The sequence below is a fragment of the Stappia sp. G46H5W genome, from assembly GCF_058448995.1.
The window spans coordinates 1,117,284-1,135,844 of record NZ_JBZFLL010000001.1; the positions used below are offsets into that span (position 1 = coordinate 1,117,284).

17 protein-coding genes are annotated in these 18,561 nt (G+C 67.9%); 3 read left to right on the forward strand and 14 right to left on the reverse strand.

All coding sequences use genetic code 11. The features are described 5' to 3' along the window. From ACVJ6E_RS04655 to ACVJ6E_RS04685, 7 genes are all read right to left on the reverse strand, one after another. Complete coding sequence (locus tag ACVJ6E_RS04655) at positions 1–567, reverse strand: F0F1 ATP synthase subunit B (protein WP_120268697.1); 567 nt, start codon at positions 565–567, stop codon at positions 1–3. Positions 568–681: 114 nt separating this feature from the next. Continuing rightward, a complete protein-coding gene (locus ACVJ6E_RS04660; protein ID WP_067220716.1) occupies positions 682–909 on the reverse strand; it encodes a F0F1 ATP synthase subunit C in 228 nt (75 codons plus the stop codon). Positions 910–987: 78 nt separating this feature from the next. Next, positions 988–1,746: a F0F1 ATP synthase subunit A gene (locus tag ACVJ6E_RS04665; RefSeq protein ID WP_120268696.1), complete on the reverse strand. Its 759-nt coding sequence runs from the start codon at positions 1,744–1,746 to the stop codon at positions 988–990. Between the two features lie 82 nt (positions 1,747–1,828). After that, the gene (locus ACVJ6E_RS04670) at positions 1,829–2,191 is read right to left on the reverse strand and encodes an AtpZ/AtpI family protein (protein ID WP_120268695.1); all 363 of its coding nucleotides are present in this window, start codon (positions 2,189–2,191) and stop codon (positions 1,829–1,831) included. A 217-nt stretch (positions 2,192–2,408) separates the two neighbouring features. Further along, positions 2,409–5,879, reverse strand: coding sequence for a chromosome segregation protein SMC (smc, locus tag ACVJ6E_RS04675; RefSeq protein WP_120268694.1), 3,471 nt, complete (start codon positions 5,877–5,879; stop codon positions 2,409–2,411). Positions 5,880–5,992: 113 nt separating this feature from the next. Then, a complete protein-coding gene (locus ACVJ6E_RS04680; protein WP_120268693.1) occupies positions 5,993–6,631 on the reverse strand; it encodes a DsbA family protein in 639 nt (212 codons plus the stop codon). A gap of 174 nt (positions 6,632–6,805) precedes the next feature. Further along, complete coding sequence (locus ACVJ6E_RS04685; protein WP_208996689.1) at positions 6,806–7,378, reverse strand: DciA family protein; 573 nt, start codon at positions 7,376–7,378, stop codon at positions 6,806–6,808. A 181-nt stretch (positions 7,379–7,559) separates the two neighbouring features. Between ACVJ6E_RS04685 and mutY the strand changes: the two genes are divergently transcribed. Both mutY and ACVJ6E_RS04695 read left to right on the forward strand, forming a co-directional pair. After that, on the forward strand, positions 7,560–8,669 hold the full coding sequence (gene mutY / locus ACVJ6E_RS04690) for an A/G-specific adenine glycosylase (RefSeq protein ID WP_120268691.1): 1,110 nt from the start codon (positions 7,560–7,562) through the stop codon (positions 8,667–8,669). 86 nt (positions 8,670–8,755) lie between these two features. Continuing rightward, on the forward strand, positions 8,756–9,304 hold the full coding sequence (locus ACVJ6E_RS04695; RefSeq protein WP_120268690.1) for a 2OG-Fe(II) oxygenase: 549 nt from the start codon (positions 8,756–8,758) through the stop codon (positions 9,302–9,304). A 29-nt stretch (positions 9,305–9,333) separates the two neighbouring features. Here the strand turns inward: ACVJ6E_RS04695 and ACVJ6E_RS04700 are convergent, their stop codons facing one another. Beyond that, complete coding sequence (locus ACVJ6E_RS04700; protein WP_120268689.1) at positions 9,334–10,836, reverse strand: AMP nucleosidase; 1,503 nt, start codon at positions 10,834–10,836, stop codon at positions 9,334–9,336. A 474-nt stretch (positions 10,837–11,310) separates the two neighbouring features. Here ACVJ6E_RS04700 and ACVJ6E_RS04705 point away from each other — a divergent pair, with 474 nt between their 5' ends. After that, on the forward strand, positions 11,311–12,375 hold the full coding sequence (locus ACVJ6E_RS04705) for a site-specific DNA-methyltransferase (protein ID WP_491676409.1): 1,065 nt from the start codon (positions 11,311–11,313) through the stop codon (positions 12,373–12,375). Positions 12,376–12,481: 106 nt separating this feature from the next. On the opposite strand, the gene ACVJ6E_RS04710 is transcribed toward ACVJ6E_RS04705, so the two are convergent. The 6 genes from ACVJ6E_RS04710 to gcvT all read right to left on the reverse strand — a co-directional run bounded on the left by ACVJ6E_RS04710 (position 12,482) and on the right by gcvT (position 18,545). After that, on the reverse strand, positions 12,482–13,060 hold the full coding sequence (locus ACVJ6E_RS04710) for a hemerythrin domain-containing protein (RefSeq protein WP_120269241.1): 579 nt from the start codon (positions 13,058–13,060) through the stop codon (positions 12,482–12,484). A gap of 461 nt (positions 13,061–13,521) precedes the next feature. Then, entirely contained in the window at positions 13,522–15,114 is a 1,593-nt protein-coding gene (gcvPB, locus tag ACVJ6E_RS04715) for an aminomethyl-transferring glycine dehydrogenase subunit GcvPB (protein ID WP_120268687.1), read from the reverse strand. Then, positions 15,111–16,457, reverse strand: a complete 1,347-nt coding sequence (gcvPA, locus tag ACVJ6E_RS04720; RefSeq protein ID WP_120268686.1) for an aminomethyl-transferring glycine dehydrogenase subunit GcvPA — start codon at positions 16,455–16,457, stop codon at positions 15,111–15,113. The genes gcvPB and gcvPA overlap by 4 nt, the downstream gene beginning before the upstream one ends. Position 16,458: 1 nt before the next feature. Continuing rightward, positions 16,459–16,956 (reverse strand): OsmC family protein, encoded by a 498-nt coding sequence (locus ACVJ6E_RS04725; protein ID WP_120268685.1) that lies wholly within the window; start codon positions 16,954–16,956, stop codon positions 16,459–16,461. Between the two features lie 3 nt (positions 16,957–16,959). Beyond that, complete coding sequence (gene gcvH / locus ACVJ6E_RS04730) at positions 16,960–17,331, reverse strand: glycine cleavage system protein GcvH (protein ID WP_067339736.1); 372 nt, start codon at positions 17,329–17,331, stop codon at positions 16,960–16,962. A 65-nt stretch (positions 17,332–17,396) separates the two neighbouring features. Further along, the gene (gene gcvT, locus ACVJ6E_RS04735) at positions 17,397–18,545 is read right to left on the reverse strand and encodes a glycine cleavage system aminomethyltransferase GcvT (protein WP_120268684.1); all 1,149 of its coding nucleotides are present in this window, start codon (positions 18,543–18,545) and stop codon (positions 17,397–17,399) included. Positions 18,546–18,561 lie beyond the last annotated feature (16 nt).

Here is an 18,561-nt window from a genome sequence, read left to right on the forward strand (position 1 = left end):
TCACTTCATCGCCGTATCGACGGCCTTGTTGAGTTCGGTCGCAGTCGGCGCCTTGCCGATCAGAGCCTCGACCAGCGCACTGGTGGTCTCCGTGGCAATCTCGCTGACATTGCCCAGCGCGGCGGCCTTGACCTCGGCGATGCGAGCCTCGGCCTGCGACAGCTTCTCGGCGAGACCCTTTTCGGTCTCGGAGCGGCGACGGTCGACGTCGGCCTTCAGCTTCTCGCGGGTTTCCTGGGCGATCTTGTGAGCGTTGTTGCGAGCTTCCGCCAGCGCCTGCTCATAGGCAGCGATCGCGGCGTTGCTCTCTTCGTTCAGACGGTTCGCCTCGGCGATGTCGCCGGCGATCCGGTCGCGGCGATCCTCCAGGATGCCGCTCAGGCGCGGCAGAGCCACCTTGCTCATGATCCAGTAGAGCAGGCCGAAGGTGATCGCGAGCCAGAGCAGCTGCGAAGGATAGGTCGCCCCGTCGAAAGGAGGGAACGTGCCGACCGAATGTTCGTCGGCCGGGATCTCGATGACAGCGTTGGTGCTGCCGTGTTGGGTCTCGGCGCCGGTCGTGGCCATTATCATCTCCAATGCCGCAGCCATGCTCGCATCGCGCTTTGCGCGAAGCGCCGGCCGGGCGCGCCATGCGCCCGGCCGGAAAGTTTGCGTCGCTGACGCAATCCGACGTCGTTATCAGACGGCGAAGAGCAGGAGAAGGGCGACGAGAAGCGAGAAAATGCCGAGCGCCTCGGTCACGGCGAAGCCGAAAATGAGGCGGCCGAACTGGCCATCAGCGGCAGACGGGTTGCGCAGGGCGCCCGACAGGTAGCTGCCGAAAATGTTGCCGAGGCCGAGAGCGGTACCGGCCATGCCAAGGCAGGCGAGACCCGCACCAATGTACTTTGCTGCTTCAGCTTCCATGACACTAGCTCCTTGAGGTGAGATTGCAGCGACGTAACGACGGCCCCGCCTTATTGCGGGGCCGAACCAAACTGACTCTTAGTGGCTCGGATGCAGGGCATCGTTGAGGTACATGCAAGTCAGAACCGTGAAAACATAGGCCTGCAGGAAGGACACCAGGAATTCAAGCCCGGTGATCGCGACGGTCATCGCGAGCGGCAGGATCGACAGCGCCGGCCCCATGATGCCCAGACCCTCGGCAGCGATCAGCGAGGTGACGAAGCCTGCGAAGACCTTCAGCGTGATGTGGCCCGCCAGCATGTTGGCGAACAGACGGACGGACAGGCTGACCGGACGCGACAGGAACGAGATGATCTCGATCGGCGTCACCAGGATGTACAGCACCGGCGGCACACCGTCCGGCATGAACAGCTTGAGGAACTTGGCGCCGTGCTTGGCGAAGCCGTAGATCATCACCGTACCGATCACCAGCATCGACAGTGCGAAGGTGACGATCAGGTGGCTGGTGACGGTGAAGAAGTAGGGAACCATGCCGATCAGGTTGGCGATCAGCACGAACATGAACAGCGAGAAGACCAGCGGGAAGAATCGCATTCCCTCGTTGCCGGCGGCATTTCTCAGCGTGTTCGCCACGAACTCGTAGGACATTTCCGCGATCGACTGCCAGCGCCCCGGAACCAGACCACGTCCGCTCGTGGACAGGATCAGGAACGTCGCCACGACAGCCGTGGTCGCCACCATGAACAGCGAGGAATTGGTGAAGGAAAGATCGAGGCCACCGACCTCAATCGGAACGAGCTTGGTGATCTTGAACTGAGAGATCGGATCGTTCGCCACCGGGTTAGCCCCTCGTCTAGCGGTCGCATGGCACGCCGGCGTGCGAATCCCTTTCGCTCACCGGCCTGAATTCAGGTTCGAACTATCCGTCGCGCGTCCTGTCTTGCTGCTCCGCGATCAAGCCGGCAGAGCGCAAGACGTTCAGCACGCCCGCGACGAATCCCAACAAGAGAAAGACGATCAAGCCCCACGGACTCGTGCCGAAACCCTTGTCGATCATCCAGCCTATGGCCGCCCCGACCAGAACACCTGCGACGAACTCCGTCGACAGTTTCATGGCCTGGGCAAAGCCCTGCCCCGTACCCGAGGACGACACGCTTTTCTGGCCTTCGGCCTGCGCCGTCTTTTCCTCGAGCGCCCGTGCAAGCCGGTTTCTTCGCTCGGACAGTTCCGCTTCCGTTGGCCGTGCACCCCGCACGTCCGGTTCGTTCTCGTTCGGAGACATTGCTTTGGTCCCCTCTCCCGATACGCTCCGGCGTACGCCGCCGACCCCTGGAAGCCGGGCGCACCATAGTCGGCGCCCCTGCCCCTGTCAAGAACACGCAGAAAACAGCCAAGCCATTGTTATAAATGCACTTTCAGGGTGGAAACCGGGCTGCGTCGAACTGTCCGCCGGCGCATCTTCACAGGACCGTGTTGCATCGCACCGCGATGATGCCGCCTCAGACCGCCTCGAGGAACCGCTCGGCGGTCTGCAGATCCACCGAAACCAGCTGCGAAACGCCGCGTTCGGCCATCGTCACGCCGAACAGGCGGTTCATCCGGGCCATGGTGATCGGGTTGTGGGTGATCACCACGAAGCGGGTGGCGGTGCTACGGGTCATTTCGTCCAGGAGATCGCAGTAGCGCTCGACATTGGCATCGTCGAGCGGCGCGTCCACCTCGTCCAGCACGCAGATCGGCGCCGGGTTGGTCAGGAAGACGGCGAAGATCAGCGCCATCGCCGTCAGCGCCTGCTCACCGCCCGACAGCAGCGTCATGGTCTGCGGCTTCTTGCCCGGCGGGCGGGCGACGATCTCCAGGCCCGCGTCCAGCGGGTCCTCGGCGTCGACCAGCTGCAATTCGGCGGTGCCGCCGCCGAACAGGTGGGTGAACAGGCGCTGGAAATGGCCGTTCACCGTCTCGAAGGCGGAGAGCAGGCGCTCGCGCGCCTCGCGGTTGATGTTGGAGATCGCCCCGCGCAGCCGCTTGATTGCCTCGATCAGGTCGTCGCGCTCGCCGACCAGCGAGCCGCGCTGCCCCTCGATCTCGGACAGTTCGTCCTCGGCGCGAAGGTTGACGCCGCCGAGGCGCTCGCGCTCGGCCTTCAGCCGCTCCACCCGGCGCTCGATGCCGTCCGGCTCGGGAAGCGGTGCCCCCTCCTTCAGCCCCGCCAGTCCCGGCAGTGCGGAGACGGCGACTTCCAGCGCCTCGTCGATTCGCGCCTCGATCTCGCTCTTGCGACCCGTTGCGGCGGTCAGCCGCTCCTCGGCGCGGATGCGCCGCTCGCGCGCCTCGCCCAGCATCGACAGCGCCTGATGCGCCTGCTGGTCGGCTTCGCGCTGCTTTTCCTCGGCGGTGGCCAGCGCATCGTCGGCAACGCGGCGCGCCTCCTCGGCGGCCGAGATCTCGCTCAGCAGCGACCGGCGCTTGAGCTCGATATCCTCAGGCGCCTCCATCAGCTCCATGCGCTCTTCCTCGGCGGCGGCGATGCGCTCGCCCAGCACCTCGATCTGCTGGCGCGCACCGGCCGCCCGCTGGATCCAGCTGGCCCGCTCGCGGGCGATGGCCTCCAGCCGCCGGCGGCGGAGTTCGCTCTCGCGCGCCAAGCCGTCGGCCGCCGCCTGCTCGCGCGACAGAGCGGCGCGCGCTTCCGCGGCTTCCGCCCGCGCGGCATCGATCGCGGCCTGCAATCCCTCGCTGCCGGAAATCTCCTCGAGTGCGGCGGCGGTCATTTCCACCGCCTCGCGCCCTTCGGCAAGGTCGCCGGCCAGCCGCTCCACGGTGGCGCGCAAACCCGCAAGGCGCGCCTCGGCCTCCGCATGGGTGCGCTCCAGCCGCAGCACCTCCTGGCGCGCCGCATCGGCGGCAGAGCGCGCCGCACGCACGTCCTGGCGTGCGGTCTCCTCGGCAGCGCCGGCGCCGGCCAGCGCCTGTTCGGCCGCAACGAAAGCCTCGCGCAGGACCTCCAGCTGCTCGCCCGCCGCGTCGATTTCCAGCTCCAGCGCCGCCAGCCGGTTTTTGCGGGCAAGGCGCTGCGCGGCCGCGGTCGGCGCGTCGGCGGACACGGTGAACCCGTCCCAGCGCCACACCGCGCCCTCGCGGCTGACGAGCCGCTGCCCCGGCTTCAGCTGGCGCATCAGGCCCGCTGCCGCCCCCTCCTCGACAAGGCCGATCTGGGCAAGGCGCCGGGCCAGTGCCGCCGGTGCCCGCACCACCTCGGAGAGAGGCCGGCAGCCGGCGGGAAGCTTGGGATCACCGGCCAACGTCCCGCCATCCGCCGCATCCGCGCTCCAGCGCATCGGGGCATCGCCGCCGACGGGGGCGTCCAGATCCTCGCCGAGCACTGCGCCCAGCGCCGTCTCGAAGCCCGGCTCCACCGTCATTGCCTCGACTACGGCCGGCCATTCGCCGGCCTGTCCGGCGGACAGCACCTCCTTCAGCGTGCGCGCTTCCGTCTCCAGGCGCGACAGCGCGGCTTCCGCATCGTTCAAGGGCCGGCGCGCGGCATCGACGGCGGCGCGGTGGCTGCGGGTCCGCTCCTCGGCCTCCAGCACGCGCTCTTCGGCGAGATCGAGCCGGCCTTCCGCGTCGAGCAGCGCCTCGCGTCCCATTTCCAGCGCCGGTGCGCCTTCGATATCGGCTTCCAGCGCGGCGACCTGCGCCGCCGCCTCGCCATGCTGGGCGACCAGCCGCTCGGCCCGCTGCACCGCAGTGCGATGCGCTTCCTCCAGCTGGCGCCGGCGGGCGACGATGCCCGCCTGTTCCTGGGTCAGAGCCGACAGCCGCTCCTCGGCCGCGGCCACGACTTCGCTTGCCGCCTCCACCGCAAGGCGCGCCTCCTCGGCGCGCTCCTCCTGTGACAGGTCCTCGCCGCGCAGCTCTTCCTCTTCGTCCGACAGCAGCGACAGGTGCTCGTCGTTCTCCGACACCAGCGCCTGCTCGCGGGCGATGTCCTGATGCAGCTGCTGCAGGCGTCCGGTCAGGTCCGACAGGCGCTCGCGGATGCGGCGCTCCTCGCCGTCCAGCTCATTGCGGGCGATGACCAGCCGCTGCACGGCCGCGCCCGCGCGGGCCGCCGCCTCGCGCATCTCCGGCACCTTGTGAGCGGAGATCGCCTGGTTCTTCGCCGCTTCCGCCTGGGCCAGCGACACCAGCCGCACGCCCTCCTCGGCTTCGGCAAACTCGGCCTGCGCCGCCGCCAGCCTGTCCCGGCAGTCGATCCAGCGCAGATAATAGAGCCCGGCCTCGGCGGAGCGTATCTCGGCCGACAGGTTGCGGAAGCGGCTCGCCTGCCGGGCCTGGCGGCGCAGGCTGTCCAGCTGGCCGTCGATCTGGACCAGCACGTCCTCCAGCCGCTCCAGGTTCTGCTCGGCGGCGCGCAGGCGCAGCTCCGCCTCGTGGCGGCGCGAATGCAGGCCGGAAATGCCGGCGGCCTCTTCCAGGATCTGGCGGCGGGAGGTCGGCTTGGCGGCGATCAACTCGCCGATCTGGCCCTGGCGCACGAGCGCGGGCGAGCGCGCGCCGGTCGAGGCATCGGCGAACAGCAGCTGGACGTCGCGGGCGCGCACATCGCGGGAATTGATCTTGTAGTTGGAGCCCGCCTCGCGCTCGATCCGCCGCGTCACCTCCAGCGCATCGCTGTCGTTGAAGCCGGCCGGCGCCGTGCGGTCGGCATTGTCGAGGAAGAGCGTGACTTCGGCGGTGTTGCGGGCCGGCCGGTTGAGGCTGCCGGAGAAGATGACGTCGTCCATGCCGGACGCGCGCATGTTCTTGTAGGAGTTCTCGCCCATCACCCAGCGCAGGGCCTCGACAAGATTGGACTTGCCGCAGCCGTTCGGCCCGACGACACCCGTCAGGCCGTCGCCGATGATGAATTCCATCGGCTCGACGAAGGATTTGAAACCGAGGACGCGGAGCTTGTTGAACTTCATGGGCGCAGCGTCAGGAGGCCGGCGGGGCGATCACGCCCCGCGCATGGGTCCGCTCGCCCGCCATGGCCCGCGCGCGGGCAGCCGCCGGCGCCCGGGCACCGGCGGGGCCGGACCTAGAGATACTTGGCAGCTTCCTTGTCGAGTTCCTCAGGCGAGATCGCACCGTTGACCTTGTTGCCGTTGAAGAAGAACGTCGGCGTCGAGTCGACCCCGAACTGGCTCGAAGCACGGTCGCGCGTCGCATTGATCCCGTCAAGCAGAGCCTGATCGGTCAGGACCTTTTCGAAGCTTTCCTGGGTGAAGCCGATCTGCTTGGCGAAATTCAGCAGCGAGTTATACGGATCCTGGGTGAAGGCCCAGGCGCGCTGCTCGGCGAACATGAAGTCGACCACCTCGAAATATTTGTCCTCCGGCACCGAGCGCGCCAGCATGAAGGCGGCCGAGGCGACGGGGTCGAGCGGGAACTCGCGGAAGACGAAGCGCGCCTTGCCGGTCTCCACATACTCCTTCTTGAGATGCGGATAGGTGTTCTTGTGGAAGTTGGCGCAGTGGCCGCAGGTCATCGAGGCGTATTCCACGATGGTGAGCGGCGCGTCCTCGCTGCCCAGCACCTTGTCGGGAAGCGCGCCCGGCTTCATCAGTTCCTCGACGTCGACCGACTGGGCAAAGGCCGGCATGGCCGGCAGCACGGTCCCGGCCAGGAGCAGGCCGGCGGAGGAACGCAGGATCAACTGTCGACGGTTCAGGCTCACGAGTATCTTCCCACTGAATGAAGGCATCTTTCGGCGTAAACGCTGTTTATCGCCTTTTGCGCGGAATTCAAACGACACGGATATTGTGGCGGCATTGGGAGCGCGGAAAACGGCGCGGTTCCGCCGACTTCACAAGATCGCGAGCAGAGCGGGCAGTCGCGGGCGCGGCTCGCGTCAGCGCGTGCGGGCCAGCACCGCCCGGCCCAGCCGCTCGAGGGCGGCACCCAGCGGCGTGCCCTCGACAGGGGCGAGGCGCTCGTGCAGTTCCGCCTCCTCCTCGCCGGTCAGCGGACGCAGCTTCGGCGGCGGCTTGCGGCGACGGTCGGTGACCGGGCGCTGCAGGATGCGGATCCGCTCGACCGCGGCCCAGCCGAAGAAGCCGTTGATGCGCTCGACCAGCTGCGGCATCTCGTGAGTCAGCAGCAGCGCGGTCGCCCCGTCCGTCTGCACCACCAGCGTCGCCGGGCGCGGGGTCTCGTCGAACTCGCCGCCGCGGCTGCCGCGCGGCCAGTCGAGCCGGATCGGCTGCACCCGGCCGGCATAGCGCTCGCCGACGATCTCCGGCCAGTCGGACAGGAGATCGGCGGCGGCAAAGCCGCGCTTGCGGCAGGCCGGCTCCAGCGTCTTGCCGATCAGGTCGGCAAGCGGACGCGCGCGTGTCACCCGGCGCATGTAGCCGGTGCCCGCTCCCGTATTGGTCCTGCTGTTCGACCTGCCGCCGGGTCGATATTGGCGCGAATCACTCATGTCCCCTGTTTCACGCGTGAATTGCGACCCTTTTGCGACGCGGGGGCTGCGGCCGGGCCTCCGTCACCATTGTCCACGTTGTGCGCACATCCCCGTCCGCGCCGCCTCCATCCACAGGCCGTACGGGCCGTGAAACACAGAAGACTTGAAATCCCCCCGTGCCGCCCGATCCTCTTGCCCCATGACCGCAGCCCCCACGACCGCAACCCACACCGCCTCCGCCCCCGATCTCGCCGCCGCGCTGCTCGCCTGGTACGACCGGCATGCCCGCGTGCTCCCCTGGCGCGTGTCGCCGCGCGACCGTGGGCAGGGGCAGGCCCCCGATCCCTACCGGGTGTGGCTCTCCGAGATCATGCTGCAGCAGACGACGGTGCAGGCCGTGAAGCCCTATTTCGCCGCCTTCACCGAGCGCTGGCCGACGGTGGCGGATCTTGCCGCGGCGGACGAGGCCGACGTCATGAAGGCCTGGGCGGGGCTCGGCTATTATTCGCGGGCGCGCAATCTCAAGGCCTGCGCCGAGGCGGTCGTGCGCCATCATGGCGGCACCTTCCCCGATACGGAGGAGGGCCTGCGCGCCCTGCCCGGCATCGGCCCCTATACGGCGGCGGCCATCGCCGCCATCGCCTACGACCTGCCGGCCGCCGTCGTCGACGGCAATGTCGAACGCGTCACCTCGCGCCTGCATGCCATCGAGACACCGCTGCCGGCGTCCAAGCCGGACATCCGCTCCGCCGTCGCGCTGATGGTGCCGCGCGAGCGGCCCGGCGACTTCGCCCAGGCGATGATGGATCTCGGCGCCAGCCTGTGCAGCCCGCGCAAGCCCGCCTGCGCGCTCTGCCCATGGTCCGCCCCTTGCGAGGCCCGGCGCCTCGGCATCGCCGAGACCCTGCCGGTCAAGCAGCGCAAGGCGGCAAAGCCCACCCGCTACGGCCTCGCCTTCGTCGTGAAACGCGAGGACGGTGCGGTGCTGCTGCGCCGGCGCCCGCCAAAGGGCCTGCTCGGCGGCATGAGCGAGCCGCCGGTCAGCGCCTGGGGAGAAGATGTCGACGGCGGTGACTTCACCCTGTTGCCGCCGGAGCTGGCCGCCGCGCGGCTGCGCTGGACGCGCGTTGCCAGCGACGTGCGGCACACGTTCACCCATTTCCATCTGGAGCTTGCGGTCTGGCACGCCACGGCACCGATGGACCTTGCCGCGCCGGACGGCTGCTGGTGGTCGGCGCCTTCCGACATCGGCAGCGAGGCGCTGCCGACGGTGATGCGCAAGGCGGTCGAGGCGGGCCTCAAGGCCTGACGTAAAGTTCCTCAGCAATTCGATTGCGTTTTCCGAAGAACTGCCGCATAGACGCGCACCTTTCGCCGTTGCGGAGACTTCGGCCGATGTTCACGCATTCCATTCCGGCATTGTTTTCCAGGGAAGAAACCCGCGAGATCGTTCGCCTTGCGGACGACGCGCAGGCGGCTGCGGGCGGTCTCGTCGGCGGCCTCCAGCACAACGATATCCGCCGAGCGCAGATCGCCTGGCTCGACGACACCGGCAGCGCCGCCTGGGTCATGGAGCGGATCGTCTCGGCGGTGGCGACCGCCAATCGCGAGCAGTTCGACTTCGCCATCACCGAGTTCGGCGAGCGGCTGCAGGTCGCGACCTATGACGAGAGCAATGCCGGCCACTACGACTGGCATTCCGACATCGGCGACGGCCCCATCGCGCGGCGGCGCAAGCTGACCATCGTGGTGCAGCTCACCGAGCCGGCCGATTATCAGGGCGGCGAATTGCAGATCAATCTCGGCAGCGCCGTGTTGTCGGCCGAGCGCGGCATCGGCGATGCCACGCTGTTCGCCTCCTTCATGCTGCACCGGGTGGCGCCGGTCTCGTCCGGCCAGCGCAAGTCGCTGACCTGCTGGTGCCACGGACCGCAGTTCCGCTAGAACCGGGAGCGCCCTTTACTGGCCGCCTTTTACTGGAAAGCGGTCTCGGCAAAGGAGCGCAGCTTTCTGGAATGCAGCCGTTCGCGCGGCATCGCCCGCAGAATCTCCATGCTGCGGATGCCGATGCGCAGATGCTGCGCCACCTGCCGCTTGTAGAAATCCGTCGCCATGCCCGGCAGCTTGAGTTCGCCGTGCAGCGGCTTGTCGGACACGCACAGCAGCGTGCCGTAGGGCACGCGGAAGCGGAAGCCGTTGGCCGCGATCGTCGCCGATTCCATGTCGAGCGCGATGGCGCGCGACTGGGAAAAGCGCTGCACCGGCTCGCGGTGATCGCGCAGCTCCCAGTTGCGGTTGTCGATGGAGGCGACCGTGCCCGTGCGCATCACCCGCTTCAGCTCGTAGCCGGCAAGGCCGGTGATCTCCTCCACCGCCCGCTCCAGCGCCACCTGCACCTCGGCCAGCGGCGGGATCGGCACCCAGGTCGGCAGGTCCGCGTCCAGCACATGGTCTTCGCGCACATAGCCATGGGCCAGCACATAGTCGCCGAGCTTCTGGCTGTTGCGCAGGCCGGCGCAGTGACCCAGCATCAGCCAGGCATGCGGGCGCAGCACCGCCACATGGTCGGTGATGGTCTTGGCGTTGGACGGACCGACGCCGATATTGATCATGGTGATGCCGGAGGCGTCCGGACGCACCAGGTGATAGGCGGGCATCTGCGGCAACCGCTGCGACTGCCCGTCCTGCCGCTCGCGGCCCGCCTCCGTCACCAGGTTGCCCGGCTCGACAAAGCGGGTATAGCCGCTTGCCGGATCGCTCATCAGCTCCTGCGCCAGCCGGCAGAACTCGTCGATATAGAACTGGTAGTTGGTCAGGATGACGAAGTTCTGGAAATGCTCGGCCGCCGTCGCGGTGTAGTGCTGCAGCCGGTGCAGCGAATAGTCGACGCGCGGCGCGGTAAAGGGTGCCAGCGGCCGCGGGGCTCCCGCCGGCACCTCGAAGGTGCCGTTGACGATGGCATCGTCCAGGATCGACAGGTCCGGCAGGTCGAAGACATCGGCCAGCGGGCGCTGCAGCACCTCAGCCGCCCCTTCCACATGGGTGCCGTCATAGAAGGCGAAATGCAGCGGGATCGGCAGGGAGCTCGTTCCCACCTCCACCGGCACCTCGTGATTGCGCAGCAGCAGCTCGATCTGTTCCTTGAGATAGTTGCCGAACAGGTCCGGGCGCGTCACCGTCGCTGCGTGGACGCCGGGGCCCGACACGAAGCCATAGGCCAGCCGGCTGTCGATGCGCGAATGGGTGGCGGTGGCGATCCGCACTTCCGGATAGCAGGCACGCACCCGCCCTTGCGGAATGCGGCCCGCCAGGAAGTCGGCAAAGGCATCGCGCAGGAAAGCGGCGTTGGTCTCGAACAACTCCCGCAGCCGGTCGACGGCGGCCTGCGCGTCCGTAAAGGCCTGGTAGGGAGCGTGCGGCGGCTCCCAGGTCGCCAGTTCCTGCGAGGGATCGGTGTTCGTGAACTCGTTGCCCATGGGCGTGCCTTTCTTTCTCTTGTTATTCTGGCAAGCCATTATGAAATTTCTTGCGGGGGCCGAAAAGTTTTTTCTCAGACGGTTTTCACGCCGCCGGCCATGCCCCTCCCGTTAACCTTCCCGCGCCGCGGCCGTTGCATTTCGCAAGTCCCCTCCCGGCCTGTTCCGAAAATCGGCAGGCCATGCAGGACATTAGGCAGAACTTGCCGCCCCGGCCCCCTTGCCCCAGCCGTTAACGAAGCGAAGCAGTGCGCCCCCGAAGGCCGCGAAAGGTAAACAGAGGATTGATTCAAAAGGCGTTTTTTTCTCCGGCGCCTTAACTCCCGATTTACCAAGCCCGGTAACCATGATGCTCGTAATTGCGTGAGGTTCTGCGTCGCAATGAGTGTACAGCGTATCGGGGTGCCCACCGTGGCACCCCACTCCTTCCGAGCCCGTTCGACCGCCCCCAGCGCCGCCCCCGGCGCCGAGTGGATGGACACGATCATCAAGGGCGACTGCGTGGCGGCTCTCGAGCGCCTGCCGAAGGCGTCGGTGGATCTCGTCTTCGCCGACCCGCCTTACAATCTCCAGCTGGGCGGTGAGCTACATCGCCCGGACCAGTCGCGGGTGGATGCCTGCGACGACCATTGGGACCAGTTCGACAGCTTCGAGGCCTATGACGCCTTCACCCGTGCCTGGCTGATGGCCGTGCGGCGCGTGCTGAAGCCGGATGGCGGCCTGTGGGTCATCGGGTCCTATCACAACATCTTCCGGGTCGGCACGATCCTTCAGGATCTCGGCTTCTGGATCCTCAACGATGTCGTGTGGCTGAAGTCGAACCCGATGCCGAACTTCCGCGGCAAGCGCTTCACCAACGCCCACGAGACGATGATCTGGGCGTCGAAGTCGAAGGACGCGAAGTACACGTTCAACTACGAAGCCCTGAAGACGTTCAACGACGACCTGCAGATGCGGTCCGACTGGAACCTGCCGATCTGCACGGGCAGCGAGCGGCTGAAGGATGGTTCGGGGCAGAAGGTGCATCCGACCCAGAAGCCGGAAAGCCTGCTCTACCGGGTGCTGCTTGCTTCGAGCAATCCGGGCGACGTTGTGCTCGATCCCTTCTTCGGCACCGGCACCACCGGTGCGGTCGCCAAGCGGCTCGGCCGTCATTTCGTCGGCGTCGAGCGCGAGCAGGACTATATCGACGCCGCCAGGGCCCGCATCGATGCGGTCACGCCGGCGGAAGACGCCGCGCTGGCGATCAGCCAGGGCAAGCGTGCCGCCCCGCGCATTCCCTTCGGCAACCTGCTGGAGGCCGGCCTGCTGGCGCCGGGAGCCGAGCTGACCTGCGCCAAGGGCCGCAAGCGCGCCACCGTGCGTGCCGACGGCTCGCTCGCCAGCGGCACCCATGCCGGATCGATCCACAAGGTCGGTGCGCTGGTCCAGGGCCTGGAGGCCTGCAACGGCTGGACCTACTGGCATTACGAGGATGCCGGCAAGCTGAAACCCATCGACGCGCTGCGCGAGACGCTGCGCGGCGCCAAGGCCGCCTGACGCACCCCGTCCGGCGCCCGCCCGTTCCTGAGAAGCGCTTCCCCGCGCGAAGGGCCGCCTCCGACCGGACACTCCGGCGGGGGCGGTTCCGCGTGCGGCACCCGCATCAGGCGACGCCGAGAGGCCCCTCGCCACGCTCGATCATCAGGGGCACGATCAGGTCTTCCTCGTCGTCGAGATGCCGCATCAGGCCGTTCACCAGCAGGTCGCTGTCGGCGGCATAGGTGTCCGCCGCCCGGCGGATACGGTCCATGTCGCCGCCCTCCAGCAGGCCCAGCAAGCCATTGGCGCTGGTGATCACCCGGCCGATACGCTCATGGATCAGCTCGTGATCGTTTTCCAGGATGTCGAAGCCGCGTTTGAGCCGCGTCTCCGCCGCCGCGAAGACCGGAAAATAATGCTGGTCCTCGATCATGTGGTGATGGTGCAGCTCGGTCAGGAAGTGCTGCAGGCGCGGCGCGAAGAAGCCGCCGAACTGCATCGCCTCGACCTCCCCCTCGCGAAACCGCGTCAGCGCATCGGTCAGCGCCCCGCCCAGCTGGCGGAACCCGTCATGGCGAGTCAGCCAGAAGCGGGCGAGATTGCCGAGCTCCGCATTCCCGTCCCAGCCCTCGCGCGGATGGCGGCGCAAAAGGTACAGCAGTTCCTCGGAAAGCCCCTGCCGCAAGTCGAGATCGTCTGTCACCGCCACCGCTCCTGACGTTTTCCTGATGTTCTCCGCCCCGCCTCATGCGGCAAGATGGGGCGCAAGGTCAATGCGGCAACGCGGGATAGGGCGGCGATGTCCTCGGATCCGCTCCACTCGCCCCGCCCTCTCCCGGCGTCCTCCCGGACGGCGCGTGAGCGCCGAGCCGGGACCGGAGAGCCGACGGCGTTTGAGGGGCGCTTCTGCCCGAAGCCACATATCAGGGTGTCGTCCCGGTTCCGGCGCAGCCGGAGACCGGGAACCAGTAACCACGGCACGGGCGGCACCGTCCTCGGAGCCGCCCCAGGCCCGGCTGAGGCCGGTGCGGCACCACGCAAACCAGCGGATACTGGACGCCTGCCTGCGCAGGCGTGACAGCCGAGAGGATGCCTCCCCCCAAACGAAAACGCCCGGCGCAAGGCCGGGCGTTCGGTTCGTTCAGCCGGCACAAATCCCCGGCGTTACTCCGCGGCCTGCGGCTGCACCGCCTGGGCTGCCGGGCGCTCCCACTTGAGCACCGGGTTGCGCGCCGCCCGCGTCTCGTCGAGACGGCCGCGCGGGGCATGGAACGGCGCCCCCTTGAAGCGGTCCGTCTCGCCCTTCTGCGCGCTCAGGACGAGGTCGCGCATGGTGGCGATGAACAGATCGAGCGAGGAGCGGCTCTCCGATTCCGTCGGCTCGATCAGCATCGCGCCGTGGACGACCAGCGGGAAATACATGGTCATCGGGTGGTAGCCCTCGTCGATCATCGCCTTGGCGAAGTCGAGCGTGGTGACGCCGGTATCCTTGAGGAAGCTGTCGTCGAACAGCACCTCATGCATGCACCAGCGCTGGCCGAAGGGCAGGCTCATCAGGTCCTGCAGGCCGACGCGCACATAGTTGGCGTTGAGCACCGCGTCCTCGGACGCCTGCTTCAACCCGTCGGCGCCGTGGCTCTTCATGTAGGCGAGCGCGCGCACATACATGCCCATCTGGCCGTGGAAAGCGGTCATCCGGCCGAAGGGCTGCTCGCCGTCCTTGAGCTCGGCATCCGTTTCCACCCACTCGATGCCGCCCTCGCCCTTGCGCAGGAAGGGCAGCGGCGCGAACGGCGCCAGGCGCTCCGACAGCACCACGGGACCTGCACCGGGACCGCCGCCGCCATGCGGGGTGGAGAAGGTCTTGTGCAGGTTGATGTGCATGGCGTCGACGCCGAGATCGCCCGGACGGGCCTTGCCGACGATGGCGTTGAAGTTGGCGCCATCGCAGTAGAAATAGCCGTCCGCGGCGTGGATCGCCTCGGCGATGGCGATGATGTCGCGCTCGAACAGGCCGCAAGTGTTCGGGTTGGTCAGCATGATGCCGGCGATGTCGCCCTCATGCTCCTTGATGCGCGCCTTGACCGCCGCCGGATCCACCGTGCCGTCCTCGCGCGCCTCGATGGAGACCACCTTGTAGCCGAGAAGCGCGGCCGTTGCCGGGTTGGTGCCATGGGCCGATTCCGGCACCAGGACGATCTTCGGGTCGCGCCCGGCCGCCTGATGCGCGGCCTTGATCGCCATCATGCCGCACAATTCGCCATGGGCGCCGGCCTTCGGGCTCATCGCCACCGCGCTCATGCCGGTCATGGTGACCAGCCAGTGCGCCAGCTCACCGATCAGCTCGACCGCGCCGGTCACCGTCGACAGCGGCTGCAAGGGATGCACGTCGCCGAAGCCCGGCAGGCGCGCCATCTTCTCGTTGAGGCGCGGATTGTGCTTCATCGTGCAGGAGCCGAGCGGATAGAGCCCCGCGTCGATGGCGTAGTTCTTGGACGACAGGCGCACATAGTGGCGCATGGTCTCCGGCTCGGTCAGCGCCGGCAGGTCCGGCACCGCCTTGCGGGCGTGGCTGCCCAGCGCCGGCGCAAAGTCCTCCGCCTCGTCGAGGTCGACGCCGCACACGTCCATGCGGCCGATCTCGAAGAGCAACGGCTCTTCCATGGCCAGCGCCTTGTTGCCGGTGAAGGTCGCACGCTCGCTGGTGATCGCCGTCTCGGCAGGGGCGGACGGACGGCCCTGATTGTTCATGCTCATGCCAGCACCTCCTTCAGTGCCGCGACGAAGGCCGCGCGGTCCTCGTCGGAATTGACTTCGCTCGATGCCACGAGCAGCAGGTCGGCAAGGTCGGCCTGGCCCGGCTCCAGCCGCGACACCGGCACGCCGCCGAGCACGCCCTTTTCCGCGAGCGCCTCGACCACCTCGGCCGCCGGCTTCGGCAGCTTGACGGTGAACTCGTTGAAGAAGGCGTCGTTGAGCACCTTGACGCCGGCAACGCCTTCCAGCGCGCCCTTCAGCTTCACCGCGTTGGCGTGGTTGATGCGGGCGAGCTTGGCGAGGCCGTTGCCGCCGAGCAGCGTCATGTGGATGGTGAAGGCCAGGCAGCAGAGGCCCGAATTGGTGCAGATGTTCGACGTCGCCTTGTCGCGGCGGATGTGCTGCTCGCGGGTCGAGAGCGTCAACACGAAGCCGCGCTTGCCGTTGGCATCGACCGTCTCGCCGCACAGGCGCCCCGGCATCTGGCGGATGAACTTCTGGCGCGTCGCGAAGAGGCCGACGTAAGGCCCGCCGAAATTGAGGCCGTTGCCGATGGACTGGCCCTCGCCGACGACGATGTCGGCGCCCTGCTCGCCCGGCGCCTCGATCAGGCCCAGCGACACCACCTCGGTGAAGACGGCAATCAGCAGCGCGCCATGGGCATGCGCCTTCTCGGCGATCGGCTTCAGGTCGATCAGCTGGCCGTAGAAGGACGGCGACTGCACCACCACGCAGGAGGTCTCGTCGTCGATGGCCGCCAGAATGTCCTCGGTGCCTGCGGGGTCGGCCGGCAGTGCCTCGACCCGGTCGCCGGCCATCGAGCTCAGACCCTCGACCACCTGCCGATACTGCGGGTGCAACCCGCCGGACAGCACCGCCTTGTTGCGGCGGGTCACCCGGTGCGCCATCAGCACGGCTTCGGCCGTGCCGGTCGAGCCGTCATACATGGAGGCGTTGGCGACTTCCATGCCGGTGAGCGCGGCCACCTGGGTCTGGAACTCGAAGAGATACTGCAGCGTGCCCTGCGTCACCTCCGGCTGGTACGGCGTGTAGGAGGTGAGGAATTCGGAGCGCTGGATCAGGTGGTCGACGCTGGCCGGCACATGATGCTTGTAGGCGCCGGCGCCGACGAAGAACGGCACCGAGGAGGCGGCGACATTCTTGCCGGCCATGCGCGACAGGTCGCGCTCGACCGCGAACTCGCTCTGGCGGCGCGGCAGATCCAGCAGACCGTCGATGCGGGCGCTCTTGGGGATGTCGACGAAGATCTCGTCCACATCCGAAATGCCGACACGCGCCAGCATGTCGGCACGGTCGGTATCGGACAGCGGCAGATAGCGCATGTCACGCTCCTTGGGAGTTGTCGGCAAGCGTGGCGGGCACGGCCTCGACCACGATCTCGCTCTTGACGGAATTGGCGATGAAGCAGGCCTCGTGCGCCTGGTGATGCAGGGCGTCGATCCGGCCCGGCTCGGGCAGCGTGTCGCCGGCCAGCACGAGCTGCGGGCGCAGCGTAACGCGGGTCACGGCCATCTTTCCGGGCGCGACCCGCTCCATGGTGCCCTCGGCCGCGTCGCGGTAGCTCTCGACCACCAGCCCGTCGCGGCGGGCAAGATCGAGGAACCACAGCATGTGGCAGCTGGAGATCGCGGCCACGAAGGCCTCTTCCGGGTCGATTGCCGCCTCGACGGAGTTGGGCAGCGGCACGACACTCGGCGAAGCCGAGGCCGGCACGGTGATACCGCCGTCGAAGGACCAGTCATGGCCGCGGCTGTAGGCGTTGGCGGCAAAGTCGCCCTGCCGCCGCCAGCTCACATCGGCCCGGTAGAGGTGCCGTGCCATGGATCAGAGCCCCTCTACATGCGCCTTGTAGGCGGCCTCGTCCATCAGGCTGTCGAGCTGCGAGGTGTCGGCCAGGCGGATCTTGACGAACCACGCCGCGCCTTCCGGATCCTCGTTCACCTTGCCCGGCTCGTCGGCCAGCACGCCGTTGGCCTCGACGATCTCGCCGTCGAGCGGGGCATAGACCTCGGAAGCTGCCTTGACGCTTTCGACGACCGCCGCCTCGTCGCCCTTGGAGACCTTGCGGCCGACCTCGGGAAGCTCGACGAACACGACGTCGCCCAGCTGCTGCTGGGCATAGTCGGTGATGCCGACCGTGGCGACGTCGCCCTCGACGGTGATCCACTCGTGGTCTTCGGTGTAGCGGGTGCTCATTTCACTTGTCCTCCGGAAGGCCTTCAGGCCGCTTCAGGTTGTCTGGAACGATAGGCAAAGGGCCGTCAGGCGGACGGCTTGCGATAGTAGCGCTGGGGAACGAAGGGCATGTCGGCGATGCTCGCCTCGAGCTCGCGGCCGCGCACCACCAGCTTCACCGGCGTGCCGACACCCGCATGGGCCGGGTCGACATAGCCCATGGCAATCGGGGCACCCAGCGTCGGCGCGAAGCCGCCCGAGGTGAGAACGCCGATAACGCTGCCATCGGCGGCGCGGATCTCCGCGCCCTCGCGGGCCGGGGCACGGCCGGCGAGCGTCAGGCCGACGCGCACGCGCGACGGCCCGTCCGCCAGTTCGGACAGGATGCGGGCCGCGCCCGGAAAGTTGGCCTCGTCCTTGCGGCGCTTCTGCAGCACGAAGGTGATCGCGCCCTCGACCGGCGAGGTGGTCTCGTCGAGGTCGTGGCCGTAGAGGCAAAGCCCGGCTTCGAGGCGCAGCGAATCGCGCGCGCCGAGCCCGATCGGGGCGACGCGCTCGTCGGCGAGCAGGGCCCGGGCCAGCGGCTCGGCAGCACCGGCCGGCACGGAGATCTCGTAGCCGTCCTCGCCGGTATAGCCGGAGCGCGACACATAGACGGCGATGCCGTCGAACTCCATCTGCGCAACGCCCATGAAGGCCATGTCCGCGGCGGCGGGCGCATGGGCGGCCATCACCTCGGCTGCCATCGGGCCCTGCAGCGCGATCAGCGCGCGGTCCTCGATGACCTCCAGCTTCACGTTGTCGGGAAGGTTCGCCGCGATCAGCGCGTAGTCGACCGCCTTGCGCGAGGCGTTGACGACTAGGAACAGCCGGCCTTCGTTCTCGGCGCCCTGCGGCCGCGCGACCATCAGGTCGTCGACGATGCCGCCTTCGGCATTCAGAAGTACGGTGTAGCGCTGGCGGCCGGGCTTCAGCACGGCGACGTCGGAGGGAACCATCGCCTCGAGCGCGCGGGCCGTCGTCTCGTGGTCCGGGCCGACCAGCCAGGCCTGGCCCATATGCGACACGTCGAAGAGGCCGGCCTTCTCGCGGGTATGGCTGTGCTCGGCGATGATACCGGCGGGATACTGGACCGGCATCTCGTAGCCGGCGAACGGCACGAGACGCGCACCGAGCTCGCGGTGCAGGTCCGTCAGGGGCGTCGAAAGCAGAGGTCCGTCGGCGTGATCGGCCATGTGGTCGTCCTGGCGC

Coding starts and splice junctions, on each gene's coding strand:
- ACVJ6E_RS04700 (WP_120268689.1), bottom strand. CDS start 10,836: ATGGGCAACGAGTTCACGAACACCGATCCCTCGCAGGAACTGGCGACC.
- ACVJ6E_RS04660 (WP_067220716.1), bottom strand. CDS start 909: ATGGAAGCTGAAGCAGCAAAGTACATTGGTGCGGGTCTCGCCTGCCTT.
- ACVJ6E_RS04695 (WP_120268690.1), top strand. CDS start 8,756: ATGTTCACGCATTCCATTCCGGCATTGTTTTCCAGGGAAGAAACCCGC.
- ACVJ6E_RS04705 (WP_491676409.1), top strand. CDS start 11,311: ATGGACACGATCATCAAGGGCGACTGCGTGGCGGCTCTCGAGCGCCTG.
- ACVJ6E_RS04685 (WP_208996689.1), bottom strand. CDS start 7,378: ATGAGTGATTCGCGCCAATATCGACCCGGCGGCAGGTCGAACAGCAGG.
- ACVJ6E_RS04655 (WP_120268697.1), bottom strand. CDS start 567: ATGGCCACGACCGGCGCCGAGACCCAACACGGCAGCACCAACGCTGTC.
- gcvT (WP_120268684.1), bottom strand. CDS start 18,545: ATGGCCGATCACGCCGACGGACCTCTGCTTTCGACGCCCCTGACGGAC.
- ACVJ6E_RS04725 (WP_120268685.1), bottom strand. CDS start 16,956: ATGGCACGGCACCTCTACCGGGCCGATGTGAGCTGGCGGCGGCAGGGC.
- gcvPA (WP_120268686.1), bottom strand. CDS start 16,457: ATGCGCTATCTGCCGCTGTCCGATACCGACCGTGCCGACATGCTGGCG.
- gcvPB (WP_120268687.1), bottom strand. CDS start 15,114: ATGAGCATGAACAATCAGGGCCGTCCGTCCGCCCCTGCCGAGACGGCG.
- mutY (WP_120268691.1), top strand. CDS start 7,560: ATGACCGCAGCCCCCACGACCGCAACCCACACCGCCTCCGCCCCCGAT.
- smc (WP_120268694.1), bottom strand. CDS start 5,879: ATGAAGTTCAACAAGCTCCGCGTCCTCGGTTTCAAATCCTTCGTCGAG.
- ACVJ6E_RS04670 (WP_120268695.1), bottom strand. CDS start 2,191: ATGTCTCCGAACGAGAACGAACCGGACGTGCGGGGTGCACGGCCAACG.
- gcvH (WP_067339736.1), bottom strand. CDS start 17,331: ATGAGCACCCGCTACACCGAAGACCACGAGTGGATCACCGTCGAGGGC.